Origin of the sequence: Sorangium sp. So ce281, from assembly GCF_051527395.1 — a bacterium.
GTDB classification, from domain to species: Bacteria; Myxococcota_A; Polyangia; order Polyangiales; family Polyangiaceae; genus Sorangium; species Sorangium cellulosum_B.
This window is the reverse complement of the sequence record NZ_CP150322.1, coordinates 5,639,176-5,662,214: the sequence shown is the minus strand read 5'-3', so window position 1 is coordinate 5,662,214 and position 23,039 is coordinate 5,639,176. Positions and strand designations below refer to the sequence as shown.

18 protein-coding genes and 1 tRNA gene are annotated in these 23,039 nt (G+C 73.6%); 12 read left to right on the top strand and 7 right to left on the bottom strand.

Features of this window, described 5'->3' with window-relative positions:
* Positions 1-76 precede the first annotated feature (76 nt).
* The 4 genes from WMF27_RS21455 to WMF27_RS21440 form a co-directional block, all read right to left on the bottom strand.
* Complete coding sequence (locus tag WMF27_RS21455; RefSeq protein WP_437769823.1) at positions 77-1,558, bottom strand: sigma-54-dependent transcriptional regulator; 1,482 nt, start codon at positions 1,556-1,558, stop codon at positions 77-79.
* A 126-nt stretch (positions 1,559-1,684) separates the two neighbouring features.
* Positions 1,685-2,083 carry a hypothetical protein gene (locus WMF27_RS21450; RefSeq protein ID WP_437767028.1) on the bottom strand — a complete coding sequence of 133 codons (399 nt, stop codon included), beginning with the start codon at positions 2,081-2,083 and terminating at the stop codon, positions 1,685-1,687.
* A gap of 103 nt (positions 2,084-2,186) precedes the next feature.
* Positions 2,187-3,653, bottom strand: coding sequence for a 30S ribosomal protein S12 methylthiotransferase RimO (gene rimO / locus WMF27_RS21445; protein WP_437767029.1), 1,467 nt, complete (start codon positions 3,651-3,653; stop codon positions 2,187-2,189).
* Positions 3,650-4,981 (bottom strand): dihydroorotase, encoded by a 1,332-nt coding sequence (locus WMF27_RS21440; RefSeq protein WP_437767030.1) that lies wholly within the window; start codon positions 4,979-4,981, stop codon positions 3,650-3,652. The genes rimO and WMF27_RS21440 overlap by 4 nt, the downstream gene beginning before the upstream one ends.
* Positions 4,982-5,208: 227 nt before the next feature.
* On the opposite strand from WMF27_RS21440, the gene WMF27_RS21435 reads away from it, so the two are divergent.
* From WMF27_RS21435 to WMF27_RS21405, 7 genes are all read left to right on the top strand, one after another.
* Positions 5,209-5,295 (top strand) — tRNA-Leu (locus tag WMF27_RS21435).
* A gap of 200 nt (positions 5,296-5,495) precedes the next feature.
* Positions 5,496-6,674, top strand: coding sequence for a hypothetical protein (locus WMF27_RS21430; protein ID WP_437767031.1), 1,179 nt, complete (start codon positions 5,496-5,498; stop codon positions 6,672-6,674).
* 66 nt (positions 6,675-6,740) lie between these two features.
* Positions 6,741-7,814, top strand: coding sequence for a DUF4190 domain-containing protein (locus tag WMF27_RS21425; RefSeq protein WP_437767032.1), 1,074 nt, complete (start codon positions 6,741-6,743; stop codon positions 7,812-7,814).
* A gap of 56 nt (positions 7,815-7,870) precedes the next feature.
* Positions 7,871-8,179, top strand: coding sequence for a hypothetical protein (locus WMF27_RS21420; protein WP_437767033.1), 309 nt, complete (start codon positions 7,871-7,873; stop codon positions 8,177-8,179).
* Between the two features lie 78 nt (positions 8,180-8,257).
* Positions 8,258-9,319 (top strand): tetratricopeptide repeat protein, encoded by a 1,062-nt coding sequence (locus WMF27_RS21415; protein ID WP_437767034.1) that lies wholly within the window; start codon positions 8,258-8,260, stop codon positions 9,317-9,319.
* On the top strand, positions 9,319-10,344 hold the full coding sequence (locus WMF27_RS21410; RefSeq protein WP_437767035.1) for a hypothetical protein: 1,026 nt from the start codon (positions 9,319-9,321) through the stop codon (positions 10,342-10,344). The genes WMF27_RS21415 and WMF27_RS21410 overlap by 1 nt, the downstream gene beginning before the upstream one ends.
* A gap of 30 nt (positions 10,345-10,374) precedes the next feature.
* Positions 10,375-12,114: a protein kinase domain-containing protein gene (locus WMF27_RS21405; RefSeq protein ID WP_437944477.1), complete on the top strand. Its 1,740-nt coding sequence runs from the start codon at positions 10,375-10,377 to the stop codon at positions 12,112-12,114.
* A 240-nt stretch (positions 12,115-12,354) separates the two neighbouring features.
* Here WMF27_RS21405 and WMF27_RS21400 read toward each other — a convergent pair whose 3' ends face one another.
* Positions 12,355-12,525 carry a hypothetical protein gene (locus tag WMF27_RS21400; RefSeq protein WP_437944476.1) on the bottom strand — a complete coding sequence of 57 codons (171 nt, stop codon included), beginning with the start codon at positions 12,523-12,525 and terminating at the stop codon, positions 12,355-12,357.
* A 273-nt stretch (positions 12,526-12,798) separates the two neighbouring features.
* Positions 12,799-13,032 (bottom strand): hypothetical protein, encoded by a 234-nt coding sequence (locus WMF27_RS21395; RefSeq protein ID WP_437944475.1) that lies wholly within the window; start codon positions 13,030-13,032, stop codon positions 12,799-12,801.
* 401 nt (positions 13,033-13,433) lie between these two features.
* Between WMF27_RS21395 and WMF27_RS21390 the strand changes: the two genes are divergently transcribed.
* The gene (locus WMF27_RS21390) at positions 13,434-17,732 is read left to right on the top strand and encodes a hypothetical protein (RefSeq protein ID WP_437944474.1); all 4,299 of its coding nucleotides are present in this window, start codon (positions 13,434-13,436) and stop codon (positions 17,730-17,732) included.
* Positions 17,722-18,708, top strand: coding sequence for a S66 peptidase family protein (locus WMF27_RS21385; protein ID WP_437767038.1), 987 nt, complete (start codon positions 17,722-17,724; stop codon positions 18,706-18,708). The genes WMF27_RS21390 and WMF27_RS21385 overlap by 11 nt, the downstream gene beginning before the upstream one ends.
* A 36-nt stretch (positions 18,709-18,744) precedes the next feature.
* Here WMF27_RS21385 and WMF27_RS21380 read toward each other — a convergent pair whose 3' ends face one another.
* Positions 18,745-19,671: a lysophospholipid acyltransferase family protein gene (locus WMF27_RS21380; RefSeq protein ID WP_437767039.1), complete on the bottom strand. Its 927-nt coding sequence runs from the start codon at positions 19,669-19,671 to the stop codon at positions 18,745-18,747.
* A gap of 99 nt (positions 19,672-19,770) precedes the next feature.
* Here WMF27_RS21380 and WMF27_RS21375 point away from each other — a divergent pair, with 99 nt between their 5' ends.
* The 3 genes from WMF27_RS21375 (at position 19,771) to WMF27_RS21365 (ending at position 22,788) form a co-directional block, all read left to right on the top strand.
* Positions 19,771-20,736 (top strand): NAD-dependent epimerase/dehydratase family protein, encoded by a 966-nt coding sequence (locus tag WMF27_RS21375; RefSeq protein WP_437769824.1) that lies wholly within the window; start codon positions 19,771-19,773, stop codon positions 20,734-20,736.
* Between the two features lie 8 nt (positions 20,737-20,744).
* Entirely contained in the window at positions 20,745-21,410 is a 666-nt protein-coding gene (locus tag WMF27_RS21370) for a class I SAM-dependent DNA methyltransferase (RefSeq protein ID WP_437767040.1), read from the top strand.
* A 76-nt stretch (positions 21,411-21,486) separates the two neighbouring features.
* Positions 21,487-22,788 (top strand): hypothetical protein, encoded by a 1,302-nt coding sequence (locus WMF27_RS21365; protein WP_437767041.1) that lies wholly within the window; start codon positions 21,487-21,489, stop codon positions 22,786-22,788.
* Positions 22,789-23,039: the final 251 nt, after the last annotated feature.

Genomic DNA, 23,039 nt, shown 5'->3' with positions numbered 1-23,039 from the left:
CGGTTTTCCTTGAGGTGACGAGGGCAGGGGGCCAGAGGTGTGGGATTGTGTTCTTTTGCGGCGGTGACGAAAACCGTCACTCCAGGGCGGCCGGCGGTGACGATTCTCGTCGGGATCCTCCCTCCGGGTCGTCGTCTCCTTCCCCATCGGCGGCAAGGGCGTGCTTGGCGAGGCGGTAGCGCAGCGACCGGAACGAGACGCCGAGCAGCTTCGCGGCCGCCTTGCGGACGCCGCCGGTGCGCTCGAGCGCCTGGAGGATGAGCCGGCGTTCGACCTCGCCGATCACCTCGTCGAGCGCGCACCCCTCGGGGGGGAGCTGCGCGAGCAGCGGCGCCGGGCTCGCGCTGAGGCCGGCGACGGCGCTCGGGAGGTCGCCGAGGCCGATCGTGGGCCCCCCGGCGAGCGCCACCGCGCGCTCCATCATGTTCTCGAGCTCCCGCACGTTGCCGGGGAAGCCGTAGGCGTCGAGCGCGCGCACCGCGTCCGTCGTGAGGCCGCGGACGTCCTTGCCGAGCTCGGCGGCGAAGCGGCGGAGGAAGCGCTCGGCGAGCCGCGAGATGTCCCCGGGGCGCTCGCGCAGCGGCGGCAACTCGACGCGGATGACGTTCAGCCGATAGTAGAGATCCTGCCGGAACCGGCCCTGGCGGACCTCGGCCTCCACGTCGCGGTTGGTCGCGGCCAGGACCCGGACGTCCACCGAGATCTCCGCGGCGGCGCCGATCGGGCGGACCTTCCGCTCCTGGAGCACGCGGAGGAGCTTCACCTGAAGCGCGGCCGGCAGCTCCCCGATCTCGTCGAGGAGCAGCGTCCCGCCGTCCGCCTCCCGGAACAGGCCCATCGAGCGCGCGCCGGCGCCCGTGAACGAGCCCTTCTCGTGGCCGAACAGCTCGCTCTCCATGAGCGCCTCCGGGAGCGCCCCGCAGTTGACGACAAGGAACGGCCTGGCCGCGCGATCGCTCTGGTCGTGGATGGCGCGGGCGACCCGCTCCTTGCCGGTCCCGCTCTCGCCCGTGAGCAGCACGGTGGTGCGCGTCGGCGCGATCTTGGCGATCAGCTCGGAGATCCGCTGCATCGCGGCGCTCGTGCCGAGCGGCTCGCGCGACGGGAGATCGAGCCGCTCGAGCTGCGCGCGCAGGCGCTGGTTCTCGGCGACGATCGAGCTCTTCTCGAGCGCCTTCGCGGCGAGCGCGGTGAGCTCCGCCGGCGAGAACGGCTTGGTCACGAAGTCGTACGCGCCGTGGCGCATCGCGTCGAGCGCGCTCTCCACCGTGGAGTGCGCGGTCATCACGATCACCTCGGTCGCGCTGCTCCGCGCCTTCGCGGCCGCGAGCACCTCGATCCCCGAGCCGTCGGGCATCACGAGGTCGGTGAGGACGAGCGGGAACGGCTGCGGGTTCTGCCGGATGGCCTCGATGGCGGCGCGCGCTCCGGGCGCGACGACGACCTCGTAGCCCTGACGGTGGAAGGCAATGTGGAGCACCTGGCGGAGGCCCGGCTCGTCATCGACGACCAGCACCCGGGTGGCGCTCTGCGGGATGCTCGGCGGGATCGACGCCATCACGCCAACACCGTATCACGATGCTCCGCTCACGCGTCGATGGCGGCCATCGGGCGCGGCGCGCCGCGTCGTCATGTCACCGCGTCGTCTCCATCCCGCTTCGGCGCATGAGGCTTCGTCGCGCACTCAGGGGCAGGCGTCGTTCACGACGCCGAGCGGTGTGCGCTCCTCGACGACAAACGATTGCGCCTCGCTCTCCTCGCCTCCGTTGCCCTCCAGCTCCTGCCATACGAGCAGGGTGTCGCAGAGCTGGGCCTCGATCTCGAGGAAGTAACGGCCGTTCCTGTCGGTGTCCTCCTCGATCACGCCCCGCTGCGTCCGCTGGTTGAAGAGGCTGACGCGCGCGCCAGGGCTGCAGTTGCCCGAGATCTGCCACACCCCCTCGCGATCCGCGACGGGCCGCATCGTGTCGGCTGGCTCGGGCGGGGGGAGCGGCAGCGTCGGGCTCAGGCACGCCGCACCGGCGAGCAGCGAGATCGCGAAGGCGACGGCGAGGTGAAGCGCAGCGCGGCGGAGGATCGGCACGGCACGGCGTCATAGCACACCGTGTGCCTCGCCCCCTCCGCCGCGGAGCGCGCTGATGCAGCGGGATTTTCAGCGATCGCGCCGCGACCCGATCGCTCGGCCGTCAATTCTGTTGGCGCTCGCGTCCATCGGTTTGCAGCACGCGCAGGGCGACGCGCCGCTTCGCCGTGACGGCGCCGAGATCCGCGGCCGGGGGGAGCCCGGCGCCGCGCCCGCTCTCCTCGTCGTCGAGCAGCTCGCCGACGAGATCGTAGTCGCTCGCCTGCGTGATCCGGACGCGGCACATCTCGCCGGGGCGGACCTCGCCGCCGGAGAGGTAGACCTGTCCGTCGATCTCGGGCGCCTGACCGGCGTGGCGGCCCATGAGCACGTACTCGTGCTCGTCGCTCGTCCCCTCGACGAGCACCTCGAGCTCGCGGCCGATCATGGCGGCGCTCTTCTTGTGCGAGATGCGGCGCTGCAGCGTCATGAGGCGGCGGTAGCGGCTCGCGGCCGTGCGGGCGGGGACCTTGCCCTCGAGCTCGTAGCTGCGGCTCGCCTCCTCGTCGGAGTAGCGGAAGACGCCGACGCGCTCGAACTCGGCCCAGCGCACGAAGTCGCAGAGCTCCTCGAACTCGGCGTCGGTCTCGCCGGGGTGGCCGACGATGAACGCGGTGCGGAACGTGAGGTCGGGGACGCGCTCGCGCAGCGTGGAGACGACCCGGCGGAGGCGATCGCCGCCGTGGCCGCGCCGCATCCGCCGCAGCATCGCGTCGGCGGCGTGCTGGAGCGGCATGTCGACGTAGGGCACGACCCGCGGGTGGCCGGCGAGCAGCTCGACGAGGTCATCGGTCATCGTCTCGGGGTACAGGTAGAACAGCCGCACCCAGCGCACGCCGGGCACGTCGGCGACCCGCTCGACGAGCTGCGCGAGCGTCGCGCGCGCGCCGTCCTCGGCGCGGCCCGCCGCGTCGCGGCCGTAGGCGATCGTGTCCTGCGAGATGAGGTTGATCTCGCGGACGCCCGCCGCCGCGAGCTGCTCCACCTCGCGCACCACGTCCGGGATGGGCCGGGAGCGCTGCGCGCCGCGCAGGTCCGGGATCACGCAGAACGAGCAGGTGCGGTTGCAGCCCTCGGCGATCTTGACGTAAGCGCTGCCGCCGGGGGTCGAGAGGGTGCGCGGATCGCCGGCCTGGATCAGCCACTCGGCGGGGTTGCCGACGAGCATCCGCTCCGCGTCGCCCGCGAGCACCCGGCCGAGCTTGAGCATGTCGCTCGACCCGAGGAAGTGGTCGACCTCGGGCATCTCGCGCGCGAGCTCCTCGGGGTGGCGCTGCGACAGGCAGCCGGCCACGACCAGGCGCTTGCAGCTGCCGCGCTCCTTGTGCTGCGCCATCTCGAAGATGGCGTCGATCGACTCCTTCTTCGCGTCGCCGATGAAGCCGCAGGTGTTGACGACGATCACCTCGGCCTCGGCGGCGTCATCGACGTGCGCGTAGCCGGCCGCGCGGGCGACGCCGAGCATCACCTCGGAGTCGACGCGGTTCTTGGGGCACCCGAGGCTGACGAAATGGACCTTGCGCGAGCTCATGTCGCCGCTCCTTCACCGTCGACGAAGACGACCCGCCCCGAGGCGAGCGTCATCTTGACGCGGCCCGTGAGCTGCCGGCCGAGGAACGGCGTGTTCTTGCTCTTCGAGCGGAGGCGCGCCGGGTCGAGCACGAAGCTCAGGTTCGGATCGACGAGGCAGAGCTCGGCGCGGGCGCCGGCCTTGATCGTGGGCGCCTCGAGCCGCGCGATGCGGGCGGGGGCGCGGGTGAGGGCGTCGACGAGCCGCCCGAGGGGGAGGGCGCCCTGCCGGACGAGGTCGAGCAGGACCGGGACGACGAGCTCGAGGCCGATGAGGCCGGGCGACGCCTCGGCGAACTCGCAGTCCTTCTCGAGCGTGGAGTGGGGCGCGTGGTCGGTCGCGACGGCGTCGATGGTGCCGTCCGCGAGCGCCTCGCGGAGCGCGTCGACGTCCGCCTGCTCGCGCAGGGGCGGGTTGACCTTGCACGCCGTGTCGTAGCCGAGCACGGCGGCGTCGGTGAGCGTCAGGTGGTGCGGCGTCACCTCGGCGGTCACGGCGATGCCCCGGGCCTTCGCCTCGCGGAGGATGCGGACCGCCCCGAGCGACGAGATGTGCGCCACGTGGTAGCGCGCGCCGGTGGCCTCGGCGAGCAGCACGTCGCGCGCGACGATGATGTCCTCGGCCACGCGCGGCCAGCCCCGGAGGCCGAGCCGCGTCGAGATCGCCCCCTCGTGCATCTGCGCCCCGTCGGTGAGCGCGTGGTCCTCGGCGTGCTGGATGATCGTGAGATCGAAGGTCTTCGCGTACTCGAGCGCGCGGCGCATGACGGAGCTCGACGTCACGCAGCGGCCGTCGTCGGAGACCGCCACGGCGCCGGCGTCCTTGAGATCGGCCATCTCGGTGAGGTCCGTGCCCTTCTGGCCCATCGTGATCGCCCCGATGGGGTGGAGCGCGGGCCCCCCGATCGCGCGGGCTCGCGCGATCATGGCCTCGGTGATGGAGCGGGTGTCGTTGACCGGCCGCGTGTTCGGCATCGCGCACACGTGGGCGAAGCCGCCGGCCGCCGCGGCGGCCAGCCCGGACGCGATGTCTTCCTTGTACTCCTGCCCGGGCTCGCGGAGGTGGGCGTGGAGATCGACGAACGCGGGGAGGAGCAGGAGCCCGTCGCCCTGGATGATCTCGGCCCGGTCGGCGCGGCGCAGCTCGTCGGTCGCTGCGCCGCGTCCCGCCCGGGTGATGACGCCGTCTTCCACGACGACGTCGATCACGTCGTCGAGCTGTTGGGTCGGGTCGACGGCGCGCACGCCGACGAAGAGAAGGAGGGGAGGAGGTGAGCCGATGGCCGCCATGGGAGCGCGCTCCCCTAGCACAGGCGCTCCTCGCTGTGCACCGGTGCGGCGTCGGTGGGGGAACCAACGCGGCAAGGAGACCGCGCCAGGGTCAGCCGGGAAGAACCGGACGCAACGGGCGCAAGGGACGGAACAGGACGGAACCGCAGGCGGAAGAAAAACGCTCGGGGCGTGACAGAGCGCTTGACGGAACGCGAGGGGGTGAGGTAGTGATGCCGTCCCCGCTCGCGAAGCTGGCGGAATTGGCAGACGCGCTGGATTCAGGTTCCAGTGGGGTAACTCCCGTGGAGGTTCAAGTCCTCTGCTTCGCACCAAGCGCTCTTCTTATCCTGCTTCCCTAGCCACGACTCTTGCCAACGTCGTGGCTCTGTCCCTGCTTGCCGTCTCCAGCAGCTCCTGTGATCGCCGCTCCTCCCCCTCGGCGGGGGGAGCCGCGAGCGCTGCCCCTGCTCCCAGCGCCTCGGGGGCGGTCCTCGCAGCCGCGGCTGCGTCGAGCGCCCCGACCGAGCCCGCCGTGGCCACTGCGCCGGCCGAGCCCGAGCTGCCGCGCGGGACCGGCGTCCAGGAGTTCGTGCCCATCGGCTCCCTGGAAGGGTGCAAGGCGAAGTCGGGTGATATCGCGACCTACATCCTGCGCGAGGGGATGGGGATCGCCGGGCGCGCCGACGGCTCGTTCGGGGCCGTGTGGCTCGTGGACCTCAAGGGAGGGGACGCGCAGATCGCGTTCGCCGGCTTCGATAACGAGGCCCGGCAGGTCGCTCGCGCGAGGGCGATCTCGAGCACGCGAGACGCAGGGCTCCGGATCTTCTCCTCGGGCGACGAATGGGCGGTCGCGTGGTTCGACGCGGAGGGGCTCGCGTACGCGCGGCCCCGCTGGGAGACGAACCCGCCGGTGCAGATCCAGCGCGTCGGCGCGATCGGGAGGGAGGTCAGCGACCATGTGGCCCTCGCGCCCGCTCCAGGTGGCGCCCTGGTCGCAGCGGCGCCCTTCGGGCCGGACCGCCAGCGCCTGGGGGTGTTCCAGTTCGCGCCGGTCGATCCTGCGCAGCCGCAGCTCAAGGCGGTCGGGGTCACGCGAAGCGCCAAGAAGCCGCGCTGGCCGACGGTCGCCGCCGACGCGTCCGGTGGCTACCTCGTCGCCTGGCAGGACGAGGAGGACGGGAGCATCCGGGCCTCGCGGTTCGACGCCGCGGGCAGGGAAGGGAATGCCCACGTCGTCGCGACGCGACGGGGCGGCGACCGACCGGCAGGCGCCGCTCAGGAGACGCCGGACAGGGATCAGCGGCTCGGCCTTGTGGCCACGGGCAGCGCCGGCGCGCTGCTGGTCTGGAGCGAGGGAGCCACCTTGATCGCCCGCGCGCTGGACGCCGAGGCGCGGCCGCGCGGGGCGCCCTGGGTCGTTGGCAAGGGCAAGTGGCGCGCGCTCGCGCCGAGCGGCGACGGGGCCCTTGTGGCCTGGGTCGGCCACGATGGCAAGGTGGAGGGGCAAGCCCTCCTCGTGAAGCTGGCCGCCGACGGCGCGCCCTCTGCTCGAGGGATCCGGGTGTCGGATGGGGTGTTTCCCGTAAAGGATTCTCCCAGCGTCGCGCTCGCCGGTGAGCGGGTGGGCGTCGCATGGACGGAGCCCATGAGCACCGGTGTGAGCACGAAGCGCGCAGTCTTGCGTGTGCTCGAGCGCACCTGCATCCCCTGAGCGCTCACGCGATGAGGGGGCCCGTGCGGCGGGCGTAGCGCGGCCTCCGGCGCTAGGATGAAGAGCGTGAGCCACGCATTCGGCCCGACTCAGCCACCGCCGAACCGCGATGCGAACGAGCCGCCTGCTGCGCTCAGGGACGTGCAGACAGGCGCCCTGCCCTGCGAAAGCGAGCCGCCTGGAGCGCTGCCCTGCGACCCGGTCGCGGCCCGCGGGCGCGTCCCGCTCGCGCCGGCTGCAGCGCAGCTGAGCCGCGCGCAGGCGACGCGGCTGATCATCGAGGATCCCTACCTCACGCCGCCGCCCCCGCCGGAGCGACGGCAGCTCTCGACGCTGGCCGTGAGCTCGCTCGTCGCGGCGCTGTTCGGGCCCCTCGGGGCGATCGCCGCGATCGCCTTCGGCTGGGCGGCTCGTCGCGAGATCGAGCAGGCCCCGGCCGTGCGCAGGGGGTATGCGCTCGCCAGCGTCGGGCTCGCGCTCGGCGTCCTGCTCACCCTCTGCTGGAGCTCCGCGATCGGCTTCGGCGTGTGGATGTGGAGCACCCATCGCGGCGCAGAGACGGCCTCCGCCCTCCCGGAGGGGGAGGCCTCGCCGGAGCCGGCGAGCACGGCGTCGCCGTCGATGCCGCTGCCGGAGGCGCCTCCTCCGGCGGTGCAGCCGAGCGGCAGCGTCCCTCAGCACACGACCCACCGGCGCATCGGCGGGGTCTCCATCGTCGATATCGGCGTCGACGTGTCCGTGCTCAGCGAGGAGCTCGCCAAGCAGCGCGCGGAGGCATACGCCCAGGGCGAGAAGGTCCTCGTGATGACGACGAGCGATCCCTGCGAGCCGTGCCGCGGGGTCGACCGCGCGCTCGGCGATCCGCTGATGCAGACGGCCCTCCGGAGCGTGCGGCTCGTGCGCGTGGACATCGATCTCTTCAAGGAAGATCTCGATCAGATCAAGGTGCCGCGGCGGCTCTATCCGGGCTTCTTCCTGCTCTCGCCGGATCTTTCCCCGCAGGACGGGATCAACGGCGGCGAGTGGGACGACGACATCGCGCGCAACATCGCGCCCGTGCTGGGGGCGTTCGTGCGGGGCCAGTACACCACCCGCCGGCAGCCGTGGAACCCGCTGCCCGGCTCGGGCATGCGGCTCTGAGCCGGGTCGCGCGCGGCGACGAGCCCCTCGCGCGCCGGACGGGGTAAGCTCCGGCTGTGAAGCGCTTCGGCCAGCTCGTCCTCTTCGCCCTCTGCGTCGCTTTCAGCGTCTCGGCTGTCTACAACGTCGTCTCCGACAACGCCGACGTCGAACGGAGGGCGGCGCTCGTCGCGTGCGGCGAGGACGGCGCCGCGAGCGCGCCGGGGCCGCGCCGCGCGAGCGAGGGGTGCAGAGCGCAGATGACGCGGCTGGAACGGACGCCGTTCGGCCAGACCTTCGAGTTCACCACGGCGAAGCGCGTCGTGGACGTCAGGTGCGAGCGGGCGCTCGTGTTCGCCGGCGAGTACAGCTGCAAGCTCAGGTGATCGCCGCGGCGGCGGCGTTCACCCCGCCTGCCTCAAGACGCCGTTATCCGCGCGGAAGTTACGCTATGGTGGGCGGCCGTGACGAGCCCCACAGCGCGCTTGCCTCGCTGGATCGGCCCCGAGGCCGCGCGCATCGTCGTGTGCTTCGCGTCCGCGGTCGCAGCCGCCGCGGCGGTCGCCCACGGCGCGCCGCCGGCGCTGGCGGCACAGGCGCCCCCGCCGGAGCCGCTCCGCGCGCCTGTTGTCGCGCCCGCCTCCCCGCCGACGCAGCCGCCGCAGGGCGGCGGCCCGAGCCCTCCCGCCCCGCCGCCGCTCTCGCGGGACGAGGAGGAGAAGCGGCTCCGCATCGAGCGAGCGACCGCGCTGCACGACGAGGCGCAGCGGCGCTACCAGCACGGCGAGTACCGCGCGGCCATCGCGAAGCTGGAGGCCGCCGTGGCGCTGGATCCCGAGGGCAAAGAGCTCATCTACAACCTGGCGATGATCCACGAGCGGCTGGGCGAGATCGACGAGGCCGAGCGCTACTACCGCCGCTACCTCGACATGGAGGCGCTCCCGAAGGCGCGTGAGGAGGTGCACGCGGTCCTCAAGCGGCTCGAGGGCGCGAAGCGAGAGCTCTCCGGCGCGAAGCCGCCGCCGTCCGCGCCCGCGAAGGCCGCCTCGGTCTCCACGGCGCTGCCGTATTTGCCGCGCTTGCCGCGCCATCCCGTGGCCGTCGGCAGCGCGATGCCGCGCGCGACCTGGCTCGGCGTCAGCGGGGGCATCGCCGCGGGGTCGCTCGTGGTCGGCGGCGTCTTCGCCGCGCTCGCCGTGGCGCGGGATCCCGGCGCCGGCGAGCGCACCGGCGCCGGCGTCTCCATCGCCGACCTGCAGGCCGACGCGAGCGCCGCCCACCGGTGCGCCGTCGCCGCGGATATCGCCTTCCTGGTCGCCGGGCTCTCCGGGGCAGCGGCGCTCTACCTGTACCTGTCTCCCGGGGCCCCCGCGGCGAGCCCAGCCGCTCGCGCGGCCTCGGCCGCCGGCTCGCGCGCGCTGACGCCGGGGCAGGCTCGCCGTCTCCCGCGCGGCGCCGGTGCGGGGGCGCAGGGGATCCGCCTGTCGCTGGGCGCCGAGGGAGCCCGGCTCCGGGTGCAGTTCTGATGCGCCCCAGCGCCGCGCGGCGCAGGCTGCTCCGCGGGCTCGCCGCGCTCGTGTCGCTCGGCGCCGGGTGCGAGGTCCTCGTCGACGGCACGCTGGGCCCGGTGCGCTGCACGGACGAGGGCGCGCTCGGGCCGCCGGCGTGCCCCGAGGGCGCCGTCTGCAGGGACGGCGCCTGCGCCGAGCAGCAGCTGGAGCGCGCGCTGGGCGCGCGCTGCGCGCGGCACGAGGACTGCGGAGCGCTCGATTTCTGCCTCGATCCCGCGCTGTTCGACGTCGAGGGGCCGCGCGTCTGCGCGCGCGCCTGCTGCAGCTCGAGCGACTGCGATCCTGCCCGGGATGCGGTCTGCTGGATCCCCGACGGCGGAGGGAGCGGCCTCTGTCGCATCGGCCGGGAGGTCGGCCGGCCCGACGTGGGCACGGGGCTCTCCGGCGCGCGATGCGCCGCGCCCGGCGACTGCCGATCGGGCATCTGCAACGACGGCGCCTGCGTCGACGCTTGCTGCTCCGACACCAGCTGCGCCGCGAACGGCGCGGCGTGCCGGCTCACGACGGGCCTCGTCTCGTCCGGTCCGGCCTGGGCGTGCCAGGCCGCCGCCTTGGGTGAGGGAGGCTACTTCGACCCGTGCGAGCGGGACGAGGACTGCGCGTCCGGGCTCTGCGCCGAGGTGGAAGGGAGCGGCCGGAGCGGCCGCTGCACCATCCCGTGCTGTGGCTCGGAGATGTGCCCGGACACGCCCGGCGAGGTGAGGCAGCGCGTCGGCTGTGCTGAGCTCGCGATCGACGGACGCTCGACCGTCCGTGCGTGCATCACGCTGCTGTCCGGGGACAGCCTCGCGGCCATCGGCGTTCCGTGCTCCACGCCCGAGGACTGTCGGAGTGGTATGTGCATCAAGGATCCTGAACAAACGCAGCCATTCTGTAGCGACGTCTGCTGCAGCGATGCGTCCTGCGGCGACGCCGCGTTCTTCGGCTGCCACCCGCGAGCGACAGGCGAGTCGTGGGCCTTGCGATGCGAGCCCAAGTAACGGACGATCCCCCCATCGCGGTGGTAGTTCGTGCAAGCTGACGGCCAGTTCCCAGCCAGCGCCCCCGGGTCGCCCGGCGAGCCCAGCGGGGCCATGGCGCTGATTTGCCCGCGCTGTCACCACCTCGGGGCCGTCGCGCTGGAGGGGAGGAGCTCGTCCAGCCAGCTTCCGTCTCCCGCCGGCGAGCGCGGTTCCCAGGGCGGCCAGAGCGCGAGGCTACCTCGTTGCCCCCGCGACGGGCTGGCCCTCGTGAGCCGCGAGGTGCTCGGCGAGGCCGACGGAGATCCGTTCCTGGGGATCACGATCGCGGATCGGTTCGTGATCGTGGGCAAGCTCGGCGCCGGCTCGATGGGCACGGTGTACCGCGCGCGCCAGGAGGCGATGGGCCGCGACGTGGCCATCAAGATACTGCGGTCGGACAGGGCCTTCGACGCGCAGGCGAAGGCGCGCTTCACCCGCGAAGCGCGCGCGATGAGCCTCCTCCGGTCGCCGCACACGGTCACCGTGTTCGATTTCGGCGAGATCGTGGACGACGCGACGGACGCGGCCTTCGGCCGCGGTCGCTCCGCAGAGCAGAGCTCGCCCGTGGAGGGGACGACGTCGAGCAGCGGCTCCCTCTACCTCGCGATGGAGCTGCTCGAGGGCGAGTCGCTCGGTCAGCGGCTCAAGCGCCTGCGGCGGCTGCGCGTGGGCGACGCCGCCCGCTTCGCGCGGCACGCGCTCCTGTCGCTGGCCGAGGCGCACGACAAGGGGATCATCCACAGGGACCTCAAGCCGGACAACCTGTTCCTGGCGAGGCCCCCCGCGGGCGAGCACGAGGAGATCTGCAAGGTGCTCGATTTCGGCATCGCGAAGGTGATGACCGGGACGGAGCGGCCGGTCGATGCCCTGGAGACGCAGGCAGGCACCGTCTTCGGGACGCCGCGGTACATGTCGCCGGAACAGGCGCAGGGCAGGCCGCTCGACGCGCGGAGCGACCTCTACTCGCTCGGCGTCCTGCTCTATCAGATGCTGGTCGGGAGGCCGCCGTTCATCGACGACGATGCGGTCGTCGTGATGGCGAGGCACATCAAGTCGTCGCCCGTGCCGGCGAGCGAGGCCGCGCCGGACGCCAGGATCCCGCCGTCGCTCTCGCAGCTCCTGCAGCGCGCCCTGGCCAAGCGGCCCGAGGATCGGCCGCGGAGCGCCCAGGAGTTCATCGCCGAGCTCGATCGCGCGATGGGCGAGGCCAGGCCGAGCCTCGACCGCGAGCGCCTCGGCCCGGCTCAGCCCGCCGAGGCCGGCGCCACGAGCGAGCTGCTCGCGGTCGTGGGCGACGGCGAAGGCGCCGCGCAGGCGCCGAGCACGCTGCGTCCCGCGCCGCGGAGGCGCACCTCGCGCGTGGCCGTCGGCGCCGGCGCCCTGTCCCTGATCGTGATGGCGCTCGCCGTGCGCGAGCTCCGCCGGCCTGCGGACGGCAGCGCGCACAGCCTTCAGAAAGGGGTAGCGCTGGAAGCGAGGGCACTCGCGAGCGCGATCTCGCGCGCCGACCCGCCGCCCGCCGCCGCGCCGACGGCGCCGCCGACCGCGCCGGCGCCCGCCGCGCCGAGCGCGCCGGTGGCGCCGCCGCCGTCCGGCGCGCCGACCGCGCCGACCGCGCCGCCGCCGCCGTCCGGCGCGCCGACCGCGGGGGTCGCCAGCGCGGCGCCCGCGCCCGCGGGCGTACCCTCGGCGTCGACACCGAGGCGAAAGCCAGCGCAGCCGCGCAAGCCATATGTGAAATTCGACTGATGACGGCACGCGCGCGGCACCGCTGCGCAAGGCCGACGTGGGCCCCCGAAGGCCCGCGCTTCCATGGAGTCCCGTCGCGCGAGAGACAGCGGCGTCCGATCGCGAATGGCGCCGAGAGTCGCTGTACGAGCCGGAGGCTAACGTGTAACTTCGCCGCGCACCGATGGATCCCCGGGAGATGGAAACGCTCGTTCAGCGGCTCGTCACGAATCCGCATGACGGGGAAGCCCTGGCGTATGCTCACCGAGCCGGGGAGCAGGACCCACGCTCGTACGCCATGCTGCTCGAGCGCGTCGGCAGCTCCACCGCAGATCCGTCGTACGCGGCGCACTGGCTGAGCGAGGCCGCGAACGTGTGGTCGACCACCATCGGCGACGCGCACCACGCCGCGCGGACGCTCATGATCGCCATCGACAAGGATCCGACGCAGCGGACCGCGGCGGAGCGGCTGGCGCAGCTCTACCGCGACAAGGGCGATCAGAAGGCGCTCGTCGCGCTCCTGGAGCGGCTCGTCAAGGCGCTCACGCCGCTGCTCTTCGAGCGGCCCGAGGTGCGCGCGCAGGTCTCGACCCTGCACGAGGAGCTCGGCCGGCTGTGGAGCGAGCCGCCGCTCTCGCGGCCGGAGCGCGCCCTCGAGAACTGGCGCCGCCTGGCGGAGCTCGATCCGCACAACGTCTACGCCATCTACGCCGCCCGCGAGATGCTGAAGGCCCAGCAGCAGTACGCCGAGGCGATCCCGTACTTCGCGATGGAGCAGGCGCTCGTCGACGACCCGGATCGGCGGCTCGCCCTGCTGCGCGACGAGGCCGACATCCGGCGCCGCGCCGGCGATCTCGCGGGCTCCACCGTGGCGCTGCGGAACGCGCGCGCGTTCGTGCCGCACGACATGGGGCTCATCCAGGCGCTCGGCGTCGCCATCGTCGACCGCATCGAGGCGGGCGAGCCGGTGCCGCAGCCAGAGCGCGACGAGGCCGCGGAGCTCTTCGTGGCGCTCGCGGAGACGTACGACGGGGAGTACGGCTACTCGTACTCGGTCTACGCCCTCCGCGCGGCGCCGGGGCACGATCGCGCGATGCAGCTCGCCGACCATTACGGGAAGCAGCTGGGCCGCATCGGGGAGCTCCGCCCGCGCTACGTCGCCTACCTCCAGGTCAACCCGAACGGGTTCATGGCCCCCGAGGCGCGCAAGCGGGCGTCCGTGCCGCCCCCCCCCCCCGCGGCTGCCGTCGGTGCCGCCGCCGCCCCTGGGCGTGGCTGCCGCGCCTGCGCACCGGTCGTCGGTGCCGCCCAGCGCGGGAGCCGCCCATGCGCACGCGTCCGTGCCACCCTCGGGCGTCCTCTCGTCGCCGGCCGCCGCTGGGCTGGTCGAGCCGGGGGTGGCCGCGTTCGCGCCGGCGTCTTCGTTCGCTCCCGCGCCGGGGTTGCCGGCGCCGGACACGCTGGCTTCGCCTGCGGACGCCGCGGCGCCGGCCTCGGCGGGGGCGTACGGCCTGGCCGGCGCCGCGCCGGCGCCTCTCGCCTTCGGCGGCTCGGCCCCCTCGGAGGCGCCGCAGCCGCCGAAGGAGGAGGCGGAGGAGCTTCGCAAGCCGCTGACGCTCGCCAAGCTCCGCGAGGTGCTCAAGGGCGAGCCGGCCAACCCGGACGTGCTCGCGCAGGTCGAGGAGCAGCTGCGCCAGAAGCGGATGTTCGTCGAGCTGCGGGACGTCCTGCTCGCGGCGGCGCGCGTCCCCGAGGCGCCCATCGAGCGCAGGAAGGCGCAGCTGCGCGACGTCGCCGGGCTGTGCGAGGCGCAGCTGCGCGACGTCGACTCGGCGGTCCAGGCCTGGAAGCTGCTCTCCGAGCTCGATCCCGGCGACGCGCAGGCGCAGGCCGAGCTGAGGCGGCTGCTCGAGCGGAGCTCGCGGTGGGACGATCTCGCCGCGCTGCTCGAGCACGACGCCGCGGCGACGCCCGACGTCGCGCAGCGGGTCGAGATCGAGATGGCGCTCGTCGCGCTCCATGAGCAAAAGCGCCGCGACCCCATCGCGGCCGCGGAGGCGTGGGTGCGGATCGCGGGACTCGCGCCGGACGACGGCGCGGCGCTCCTGTCCGCCGTCAAGCTCTTCGAGCGCGGCGAGCGCTTCGATCTCGCGGCGCGGGTCCTCGCCGACGCGACCTCCTGGTTCCAGGGGAAGCTGAACCACGGGCCGCTCCTTCAGAAGCTCGGCGAGCTCCGGATGCGGCTCGATGAGCCGGGCGCCGCGGGCGACGCCTACGGCCAGGCCGCCGAGCTGCTGCGCCAACCGAGGCTGTGGGAGCTGGCGCAGAAGGCCTACGTCGCGGCGGGGCGGCTCGCCGAGGCGGCGAGGGCGCTCTGCGAGCGCGCGCTGCTCGCGGACCGCAAGGCGCGCCCTGCGCTCCTCGTCCAGGCCGCCGAGCTGCTCTTCAGCGCCGGGGACGTCGACGGCGCGCTCGACCGCGTCGAGCGCGCTGTCGAGATCGATCCGGCGACCGACGCCGCCCCCGCGATCGAGGATCTCTACCGGCGCGCCCATCGGTGGCCCGAGCTCGTGCGGTTCCTCCTGAGCCGGGCCGAGGTGCTCGGCGACAGGGCGGAGCGCGTCGCGGCGCGGCGGGCCGCGGCGGCCCTGCAGCGCGAGCTCGGCGATCGCGACGGGGAGCGCGCGACGCTCACGCTCCTGCTCGCCGACGGCGATGACGCCGAGGCCCTCGAGCGGCTGGCCCAGGACGCGGGCGAGCGCGGCGATCACCAGCAGGGCGCGGAGCTCCTCCGCAAGCTCGGCGATCTGACGGACAGCGAGCCCGGCAAGATCTCGCTCGCCCTGCGCGAGGCGCGCATGCTCGCGGAGGGCCCCGGCGACCTCGAGGCCGCGATCGCGCGCTACGAGGCGGTCGTGGCGACGCTCGATCCGCAGAACCGGATCGCGCTGCAGGGGATCGCCGATCTGGAGGAGCGGCGCGGCAACCCGAGGGGGGTCGCGGGCGCGCTCGAGCGTGAGCTCGTGCTCGTGTACGGCCACGACCAGGTCGACATCGCGCAGCGCCTCGCGGCGCTGTACGAGGGCCCGCTCGACGATCCGCGCGGCGCCGTCAGGGCGCTCGAGATCGTCCACGCCGTCGAGCCGGACGACCTCGACGCGGTCGCCCGGCTCCTGCGGCTCGCCGAGCGGCTGAACGACTGGCCGAAGGTCGCGCGCCTGATGGCGATCCTGATCGAGGTGGAGGGCGACGACGACGAGGCGTCGCAGATGACCCGGCGCCTCGCCGAGATCCTCGACCAGCAGCTGGGCAAGAGCGACGAGGCGCTGGCGCTCCTGGAGCGGCTCGCCGATCAGGGCGACGAGCCGTGCCGAGAGGCGTACGTCGCGCTCGGCGATCGGAGCGGGTGGAAGGGGATCGTCGCGACCAAGCTGGTCGCCTGGAACGAGTCGACCGCGCGCGCGGGGCGCGAGGTCGCCCTGCGCGGGGCCTTCGAGCGCTTCGTGGAGGTCGGTCGCCAGAAGGACGCCGCGCGCGTGGCGATGGAGCTCGCGCGCTCCCGCACCGCCGACGCCGGCCTCGCGGAGAAGCTCGAGGCGATCGCGGTGGAGCTCCAGGATCGCGAGGCCCTCACCGCCGCGCACGAGCTCCTCGCGAGGGATCTCGCGGGCGCGGCCCGGGCGGCCGAGCTCGTGCGGCAGGCCGAGGTCCGGGTCTCCGTGGGCGCCGATCCGCTGGAGTCGATCCACCACGGCGAGGGCGCGCTCGCGAGCGTTCCGACCGCCGAGGTCGAGCCGCTGCTCCAGCGGCTCGCGGCGCTGGCCGAGGCCCCGGGCCTCATCATCGATCTCTTCGAGCGCCAGGTCGGCCGGTGCCGCACGCCGGCCGATCGCCTCGCGGCGCTCGTCCGCGCCGCCCAGATCGCCTGCGAGCGCGGCGCCATCGACCGGGCGAGGAGCTTCTTCGAGCTGGCCCTCGGCGGCGGCGTCCAGGAGGAGACGATCGCCACGCTCGAGCAGGTGGCGCGGGACGACGACGAGCGGTCGCGGTCGACGGCGCTGCGCACGGTCCTCGCCGAGGCGCTCGCGGCCGGCGGCCAGGGCTCGCGCGACGGCGGCCGCACCCGGGCGGCGCTCCTGCGGCGCGCGGCCACGATCGCCTACCAGGATCTCGGCGACGTCGACCGCGCCTTCGGCTGGCTGAGCGGCGCCGTGCTCACGCAGGTCGACGACGCTTCGCTCGACGCGCTCGAGGCCCTCGGGCGCGAGGTGGGCGACCTGCCCCGCGTCGGCGCGACGCTGGACCGCGCGCTGGACGAGGTCTTTGACGGCCCGCTCGTGCGCAAGCTCCTGCAGCGTCGCGCCAGGCTGCGGCGCGACGTGCTCGGCGACCGGCAGGGCGCCGCGGCGGACCTGAAGAAGCTTCACGACCTGTCGCCCTCGGATCAGGACGTGATGAACGACCTGTCGGGTCTCCTGCTGGAGCTCGGCGATCACCGCGGCATGATCCAGCTGTACGAGGACCAGATCCTCCGCGGCCGCGATCCGGCGCAGCGGGCGGAGCTCGCGCGCAAGGTGGCGCGCCTCTGGGAGGAGGAGCTCGGCGAAGCGCGCGAGGCGGCGGACGCCTGGCGCCGCGTCCTCCGCATGAAGGCGGGCGATCCGGACGCGACCGCGGGCCTCGAGCGGGCCAAGACCGGCAAGCTCAAGCGCACCCCGCCGCCTCCTTCGCTGCCGACGCGCGCGCCGGGCCCGCCGCTGACCGAGCCGCCGCTCGCGCCCCGGGCTCCGGCGCTCGAGACGCTCGGCCTCGAGGCCGGCGCGGTGGCGGCGGTGAGCAACGGCTACGCGGGCTCCGAGACGCTTGAGGGCGTCGAGGCGCAGCCGGTTGCGGAGGCGCAGCCGGTTGCGGAGGCGTACCCCGCGGCGGAGGCGTATCCGGCGGCGGAGGCGTACCCCGCGGCGGAGGCGTATCCGGCGGCGGAGGCGTACCCCGCGGCGGAGGCGTATCCGGCGGCGGAGGCGTATCCGGCGGCGGAGGCGCAGCCGGTTGCGGAGGCGTACCCCGCGGCGGAGGCGTATCCGGCGGCGGAGGCGTACCCCGCGGCGGAGGCGTACCCCGCGGCGGAGGCGTATCCGGCGGCGGAGGCGTACCCCGCAGCGGAGGCGCTGTCGGCTCCCGAGGCGCAGCCGGCGGACGCCGCCGCCTCGCAAGCGCTGCCGGTCGAGCCGGAGCAGCAGGTCTGGGCCTACGGCGTCGCCGCGCACGCCGACGCGGCGGACGCAGGCAGCGGCGCTGCTCATGTCGATGTGGTTCTGCGCGAGGGGCAGAGGCTCCCTCTGGATAGCGCCACCCAGGTCCTCCACGTTGCTCCGGCTGCGTATTCCGATGCGCCAGCCGCTCCCGCGCAGTGGTCGGAGTTCGACGCTCACGCAGGGCCGCAGACGCTCGGCGACGTCGACAGCGGCGAGGCCCATCGAGCGCACGATGAGGCGCCCCTCTCGGCCCCTGCGCTGCCCGTCGCGCCCGCTGCCCCCGTGGCGCCTGTCGTGCCGCACTTGCTCGGCTCCGACGCGATCGACGTCGACATGGATGCGGAAGACGTGGAGTTGATCGACGACGAACCTGGTGCTCGCTAGCTCTCCCCCGCCGATCCTGCCCCCTGCGCTCCGGCCGGGCGATACCGTCGCGGTGATCGCCCCTTCCAGCCCGTTCGAGCACGTCCTCGCGCGGGTCGGCATCGGCTGGCTCGCCCAGCGCTACCGCGTCCTCTTCGACGCGGGCGAGGGGCCTCCGTTCGACGGCGACGGCCGGCGGGGCGGGCCGCCATCGCTGTCGGCGCCCTCCCATCACGGGCTGTTCGCGCGGGCCGGGTACCTGGCCGGCAGCGACGCCCGGCGCAGCGACGAGCTCGCCCGCGCGCTCTCGCACCCCGACGTCAGGGCCATCTTCGCGGCCCGCGGCGGCTACGGCGCGAACCGGTTCGTCCACCGGCTCGACTGGAGCGCCCTCACCGCGCACCCCCGCTGGATCGTCGGCTTCTCCGACGTCACGGCCCTCCACGTCGAGGCAGCGCGCGCGGGCGTGGCGTCGCTCCATGGCGTCCATGTCACCGCGCTCGGGCGCGGCGACGCCCGCGCCCGCGCCGCGCTGATCCGCGCCCTCGAAGATCCGCTGGGTGAGCGCCGCTTCGACGGCCTCACCACGCTGCGCGCCGGGGTGGCCGAGGGGCCGCTCTTCGGCGGCAACCTGGCCCTGCTCCACGCCTGCGCCGCCGCGGGGCGGCTCCGGGTGCCGGAGGGGGCCATCCTCCTGCTCGAGGACGTCACCGAGCGGCCCTACCGCATCGATCGCATGCTCGCGACGCTCGAGGTCGGCGGCCACCTCGCCCCGGCCGCGGCGGTGGTCCTCGGCGACTTCGATCAGTGCGCGCCAGGCCCCGACGGCATCACGGTGGACGAGGTCCTCCGCGACAGGCTGCTCCCGCTGGGCATCCCCGTCGTCGCCGGGCTGCCGATCGGCCACGGCCACCGCAACGAGCCCGCCATCCTCGGCGGCCACGCGCGCGTCCTCGCTCACGGCCCCGACGCCGCGGTCACGCTGGCGGGCGCCTGAGCGCCCGCGCGATCACGCGGTCACGCGGTCACGCGATCACCAGAAGATGCTCTTCCGCTCCTTCAGGCCGCGGTTCAGCATCGACTGGATCCGACCCTTCACGAGCGCCACCTTCTCCTGGATCACCGCGTCGTCGTCGTCGGGGTCGCCGTGGAACGTCATCGGCTCGCCGAAGTAGATCCGGTATCGGGTCGGCAGCGGCATCTGGCCGCCGGGGAGCAGGAGCTGTGGGATGATCGGGAACGTCGGCATGCCGAGCGCCTTCGAGACCGACTCGAGGTTGCCGAGCGAGATGTACTGTTCCTCGCCCCCGATGACCGCGATGGGCACGATCGGCGTGTCGGTCTCGAGCGCGAGCCGCATGAACCCGAGCCCGAAGTCGAGCAGCTGATAGCGGCTGGAGAACCCCTTCGAGATCCCCTTCGTCCCCTCCGGGAACACCAGGATCGCCGCGCCCATGTCGAGCAGCCGGCGCGCGTTCTCGGGGACGCCGACCACCTGGCCCACGCGCGAGAAGAAGGTCGCCACGAACGGCAGCGTCTGCGTCCACTTCTCGACCATGCTCCGCATCACGCGCGGCGGCTCCGCGTCCAGGAACATCGAGGCCGCGATGAGCATGCCGTCGAACGGGAGCTGGCCCGAGTGGTTCGCGATGAGGAGCACACGGCCGGCCGGGACGCGCTCGATGCCGAACACCTCGGTCCGGAAATAGAAGCGATGAAAGAACGCGGCGACCCCGACCGCGTACTTCGCCCACTCCCGGTCGAGCCCGAACGGGTCCACCCCGTCCGCCGCGTGCGGCAGCGCGACCCGGCGCAGACGGTCCTCGAAGTCCTGACCGAGCAGCCGGATGGTCGCGTCGTCGATCGTGCCGCGCAAGCTGTCGACCCCGACGCGCGCCAGCGGCAGCGCGCTGTGGGTGACGAAGTGGCTCAGCCTGGCGAGCGTCGTTCTGCTGGCCATGGGCGGCGGACGATAGCAAAACTCGCGTGGGCCTGCACCGGCACGAAGGGCTTGACCATCGGCCTCCTCGAAGCGACCGTCGCTCCGATGAGCGAACGAATGCTCGGTCGAGGCCGCCGTCCCGCCGCGGACACCGATCCGTCCCTCCGGTCCGTCCTCATCACCGGCATCTGTGGTCGCCTCGGGCGGCGCCTGGCGCGGCGCCTCCACCGCGAGCGGCGCGTGATCGGCGTCGACCGGCGCAGCTTCGAGGGGCGCCCCAAGGACATCGAGCATCACCAGATCGACATCCGCCGCAAGAAGACCCAGGACATCTTCCGCCAGGAGCAGCTCGCCGCGGTGGTCCACCTCGGGGTCATGCACGATCCGCGGGTGAGCCAGATGGAGCACCACAGCTGGAACCTCGCCGGGTTCCAGCGGCTGCTCGAGTTCGTCGCGCAGTACGACGTGCCCAAGCTCATCGTGCTGTCGAGCGCGAACGCCTACGGGCCGCGCCCCGACAACCCGCAGTTCATCACCGAGGACGCCCCGCTGCTCGGCGGCGCGTCGTTCAGCGAGATCCGCGACCTCATCGAGGTCGACATGCTGGCGCAGTCGTTCTTCTGGAAGCACCCCCAGACCGAGACGGTCATCCTCAGGCCGGTCCACATCCTCGGCTCCGTGCGGAACGCGCCGTCGAACTACCTCCGGCTCAACGTGATCCCGACCCTCCTCGGCTTCGACCCGATGGTGCAGGTCATTCACCAGGACGACGTGGTCTCCGCGATCCTCGCGGCGCTCCGCCCCGGCGTGCGCGGGATCTTCAACCTCGCCGGGCCCGCGCCGCTGCCGCTCTCGCGCGTCATCGAGATGACCGGCCGGGCCCGCGCGGCGATTCCCCACTTCGTCATGCAGACGATCATCCCGCGGCTCTGGCGGTTCAGGGCGACCTCGTTCCCGGCCCCCGAGCTCGATCACATCCGCTACGTGTGCATGGTCGACGATCGGCGAGCGCGCGACATCCTCGGCTACACGCACGAGCACGACATCCAGGACACCGTCCAGGCGGTCGACGACATCACCTGAAAGGCGTCATGAAGCGAGCGACCCGGATCGAGCGGCTCGTCGACTACTACGAGGACTTCGCGCCCGACTACGTCTCCACCTGGAAAGACATCCAGCACTACGAGAAGCCCGTGCGCGCGTTCCTGCGCGAGGCGGTCGCCGACGGCGCCCGCGTGCTCGACGCGGGCTGCGGTCCGGGCCACCTCACGCGCGATCTCCCGCCGTCCGTCGAGGTCGTGGGCTTCGACATCGCCGAGGGGATGCTCGAGATCGCGCGCAAGAAGCGGCCCCACGGCGCCTATCACCGGCACGACTACCACCTCCCGATCCCCCGCTCCTGGGGGCGGTTCGACGTCGCCCTCGCGCTCGGCACCCTCGAGTTCTGCGACGATCTCTCGCTCGTGCTCAAGAACCTGGCCGGCGCGATGCGCCCCGGCGGCCGCCTGCTGGTGAGCATCGTCGAGCGGAGGCCGAACGTCCGGCTCCACGAGCGCCACGCGCGCCCGCTCTCCGACGCCGAGCTGAGCGGCGTGAAGATGTATCTTTACACCTTCGCCGAGCAGACGGACGCCATCCTGGGTTCTGGCCTGCTCCCGCGCAGCTACCGGCTCCACCCCGGCTGGCGACACACCGAGTACGAGGTCGACGTGCTCTACGCGCTCTGGGACCTCGAGGTCTCACGCGGCGGCCGGTGATCACCCTGGACAGCGCGGCGAGCCTTTCCGCGCCGCGCTGTCCGGGGTATCTCGTGGAGAGGAGAGCCACGGTTCGATGGAAGTGAAGCTCGGCGGCACCTTCCTGACCTGCGCGATGGGGCCGCTGCACCACGCCGGCGCGTGCATGCAGGCGAGGCGGGTGCCGGAGGGGCTCCGCGAGCTGGCGCCGGCGGGGCTCCTCGGAGGCTTCCAGCGCGGCGTCGATCAAGCCGCGAAGCTCGCGGGCGTGCGCCGGGAGGACGTCGAGCGCCTGCTCCCGATGGCCGACGTGCGCGAGGCCATGGAGCGGCTCGGCGACAGCCAGTCCGAGGCGCTCCTCGCCTGGGATGTCTACGCCGGGCGCATCGGCGGGCTGCTCGAGGGCGTCGCCGAGGTGACCGACCACGGCCGGGCCCCCGACGCCGGTATGTGGCTCGAGCGGCTGGCGAACAAGGTCCGACGCGATCGCCCGTTCGCGGAGCCGCTCCAGGTGCTCGCCGAGGACATCGCGCAATGGCAGGCGATGATCGGCCGCTGCCGCAAGCTGCTCGACGAGAGCGGCGGCGGCGCGCTCGCCAAGGCGTATCACCGGCGGAGGCTCCGCAGGATCGCGTCGATCGTGGTGTCGGCGCTCGTGATCGTCGCGGCGCTGTCGGTGATCGTGCGGCTCCGCGCCGCCCGCGCGCGCGTCGATGCGGTCCTGGAGCGCCCGGAGGTGTGCGCGGTCCGCGACATCGCGGAGGACGATCTCGGCCGCGCGGCGAGCGAGCAGCAGCGGCGCGTGGCCGCGCGGCTCGAGCAGTGCGCCGCGGTGGAGGCCCGCGAGGCGCGCGAGCGCGAGGAGCGGCTGCGCGCCGAGGAGCGGGCCCGCGAGGAGCAGCGGCTGCGCGCGGAGCGCGACGAGAAGTGCGCCGCGCTCGCCGTGCGGTTCAAGGCGGGGGCGTTCTCGGACGACGACGGCAAGATCGCCGGCGTGGAGAAGGATCTGCTCCGGCGGATCGCGGGGCGGAGGCTCCTCGCCACCGACGTCGGACCGGCCGGCCCCGTGCTGCCGTGCGAGGGCGCGCGCGGCGGCGACGAGCTGCGCGCGGCCTTCGCGGACGCCCTTGTCGCGTCGGTCTGGACGTGGGCGCCGGCCGCCGATCCGGGTCCGAAGCTCGGCGATCTGCTCGTGGCGCGGCGCGCGGAGCTGCCCCCCCGCGCGCAGACGATGCTCGCGGTCCGGACCGGATACGAGTCCAAGCGGGCCATCGTATCGGGCGATCCGGGGGCGCTCGAGCGGGCGTCGCGCCTGTGCGCGCTCACGGCGAAGCTCGAGATCGCGAGCGGGGCCGGCTGCGCGGCGCTGGCGAGGCTGGCCGTCAAACCCGCGCCCTGAGCCGGCGGTCCGAGGGATCGCGACGTGTGCTGCGCTGACGTCGGGGCCGCCGGTCCTCGCACGACCAGGGATGCGCCTGGGCGATGAGGTTCTGGGGAGGTGAGGGGAGAGGGGCCGGAGGAGGGTGGTGCTGTCATTTGAACATGAAGGCGGTAAGGCGGGAAGAATATCTCAGTAATCTTCCCGCCTTACCGCCTTCATGTGCACCCTCTCTGGGCAAATGACAGCACCACCCGGAGGCGCGCAGGCGG

Bases quoted from the DNA above. Each gene is read 5' to 3' on its own strand.
- WMF27_RS21455 (WP_437769823.1), bottom strand. From the start codon at position 1,558: ATGGCGTCGATCCCGCCGAGCATCCCGCAGAGCGCCACCCGGGTGCTG.
- rimO (WP_437767029.1), bottom strand. From the start codon at position 3,653: ATGAGCTCGCGCAAGGTCCATTTCGTCAGCCTCGGGTGCCCCAAGAAC.
- WMF27_RS21440 (WP_437767030.1), bottom strand. From the start codon at position 4,981: ATGGCGGCCATCGGCTCACCTCCTCCCCTCCTTCTCTTCGTCGGCGTG.
- WMF27_RS21410 (WP_437767035.1), top strand. From the start codon at position 9,319: ATGCGCCCCAGCGCCGCGCGGCGCAGGCTGCTCCGCGGGCTCGCCGCG.
- WMF27_RS21400 (WP_437944476.1), bottom strand. From the start codon at position 12,525: ATGGCGATCATGAGCGTCCGCGCGGCGTGGTGCGCGTCGCCGATGGTG.
- WMF27_RS21395 (WP_437944475.1), bottom strand. From the start codon at position 13,032: ATGGCGACGCCGAGCGCCTGGATGAGCCCCATGTCGTGCGGCACGAAC.
- WMF27_RS21380 (WP_437767039.1), bottom strand. From the start codon at position 19,671: ATGGCCAGCAGAACGACGCTCGCCAGGCTGAGCCACTTCGTCACCCAC.
- WMF27_RS21375 (WP_437769824.1), top strand. From the start codon at position 19,771: ATGCTCGGTCGAGGCCGCCGTCCCGCCGCGGACACCGATCCGTCCCTC.
- WMF27_RS21370 (WP_437767040.1), top strand. From the start codon at position 20,745: ATGAAGCGAGCGACCCGGATCGAGCGGCTCGTCGACTACTACGAGGAC.
- WMF27_RS21365 (WP_437767041.1), top strand. From the start codon at position 21,487: ATGGAAGTGAAGCTCGGCGGCACCTTCCTGACCTGCGCGATGGGGCCG.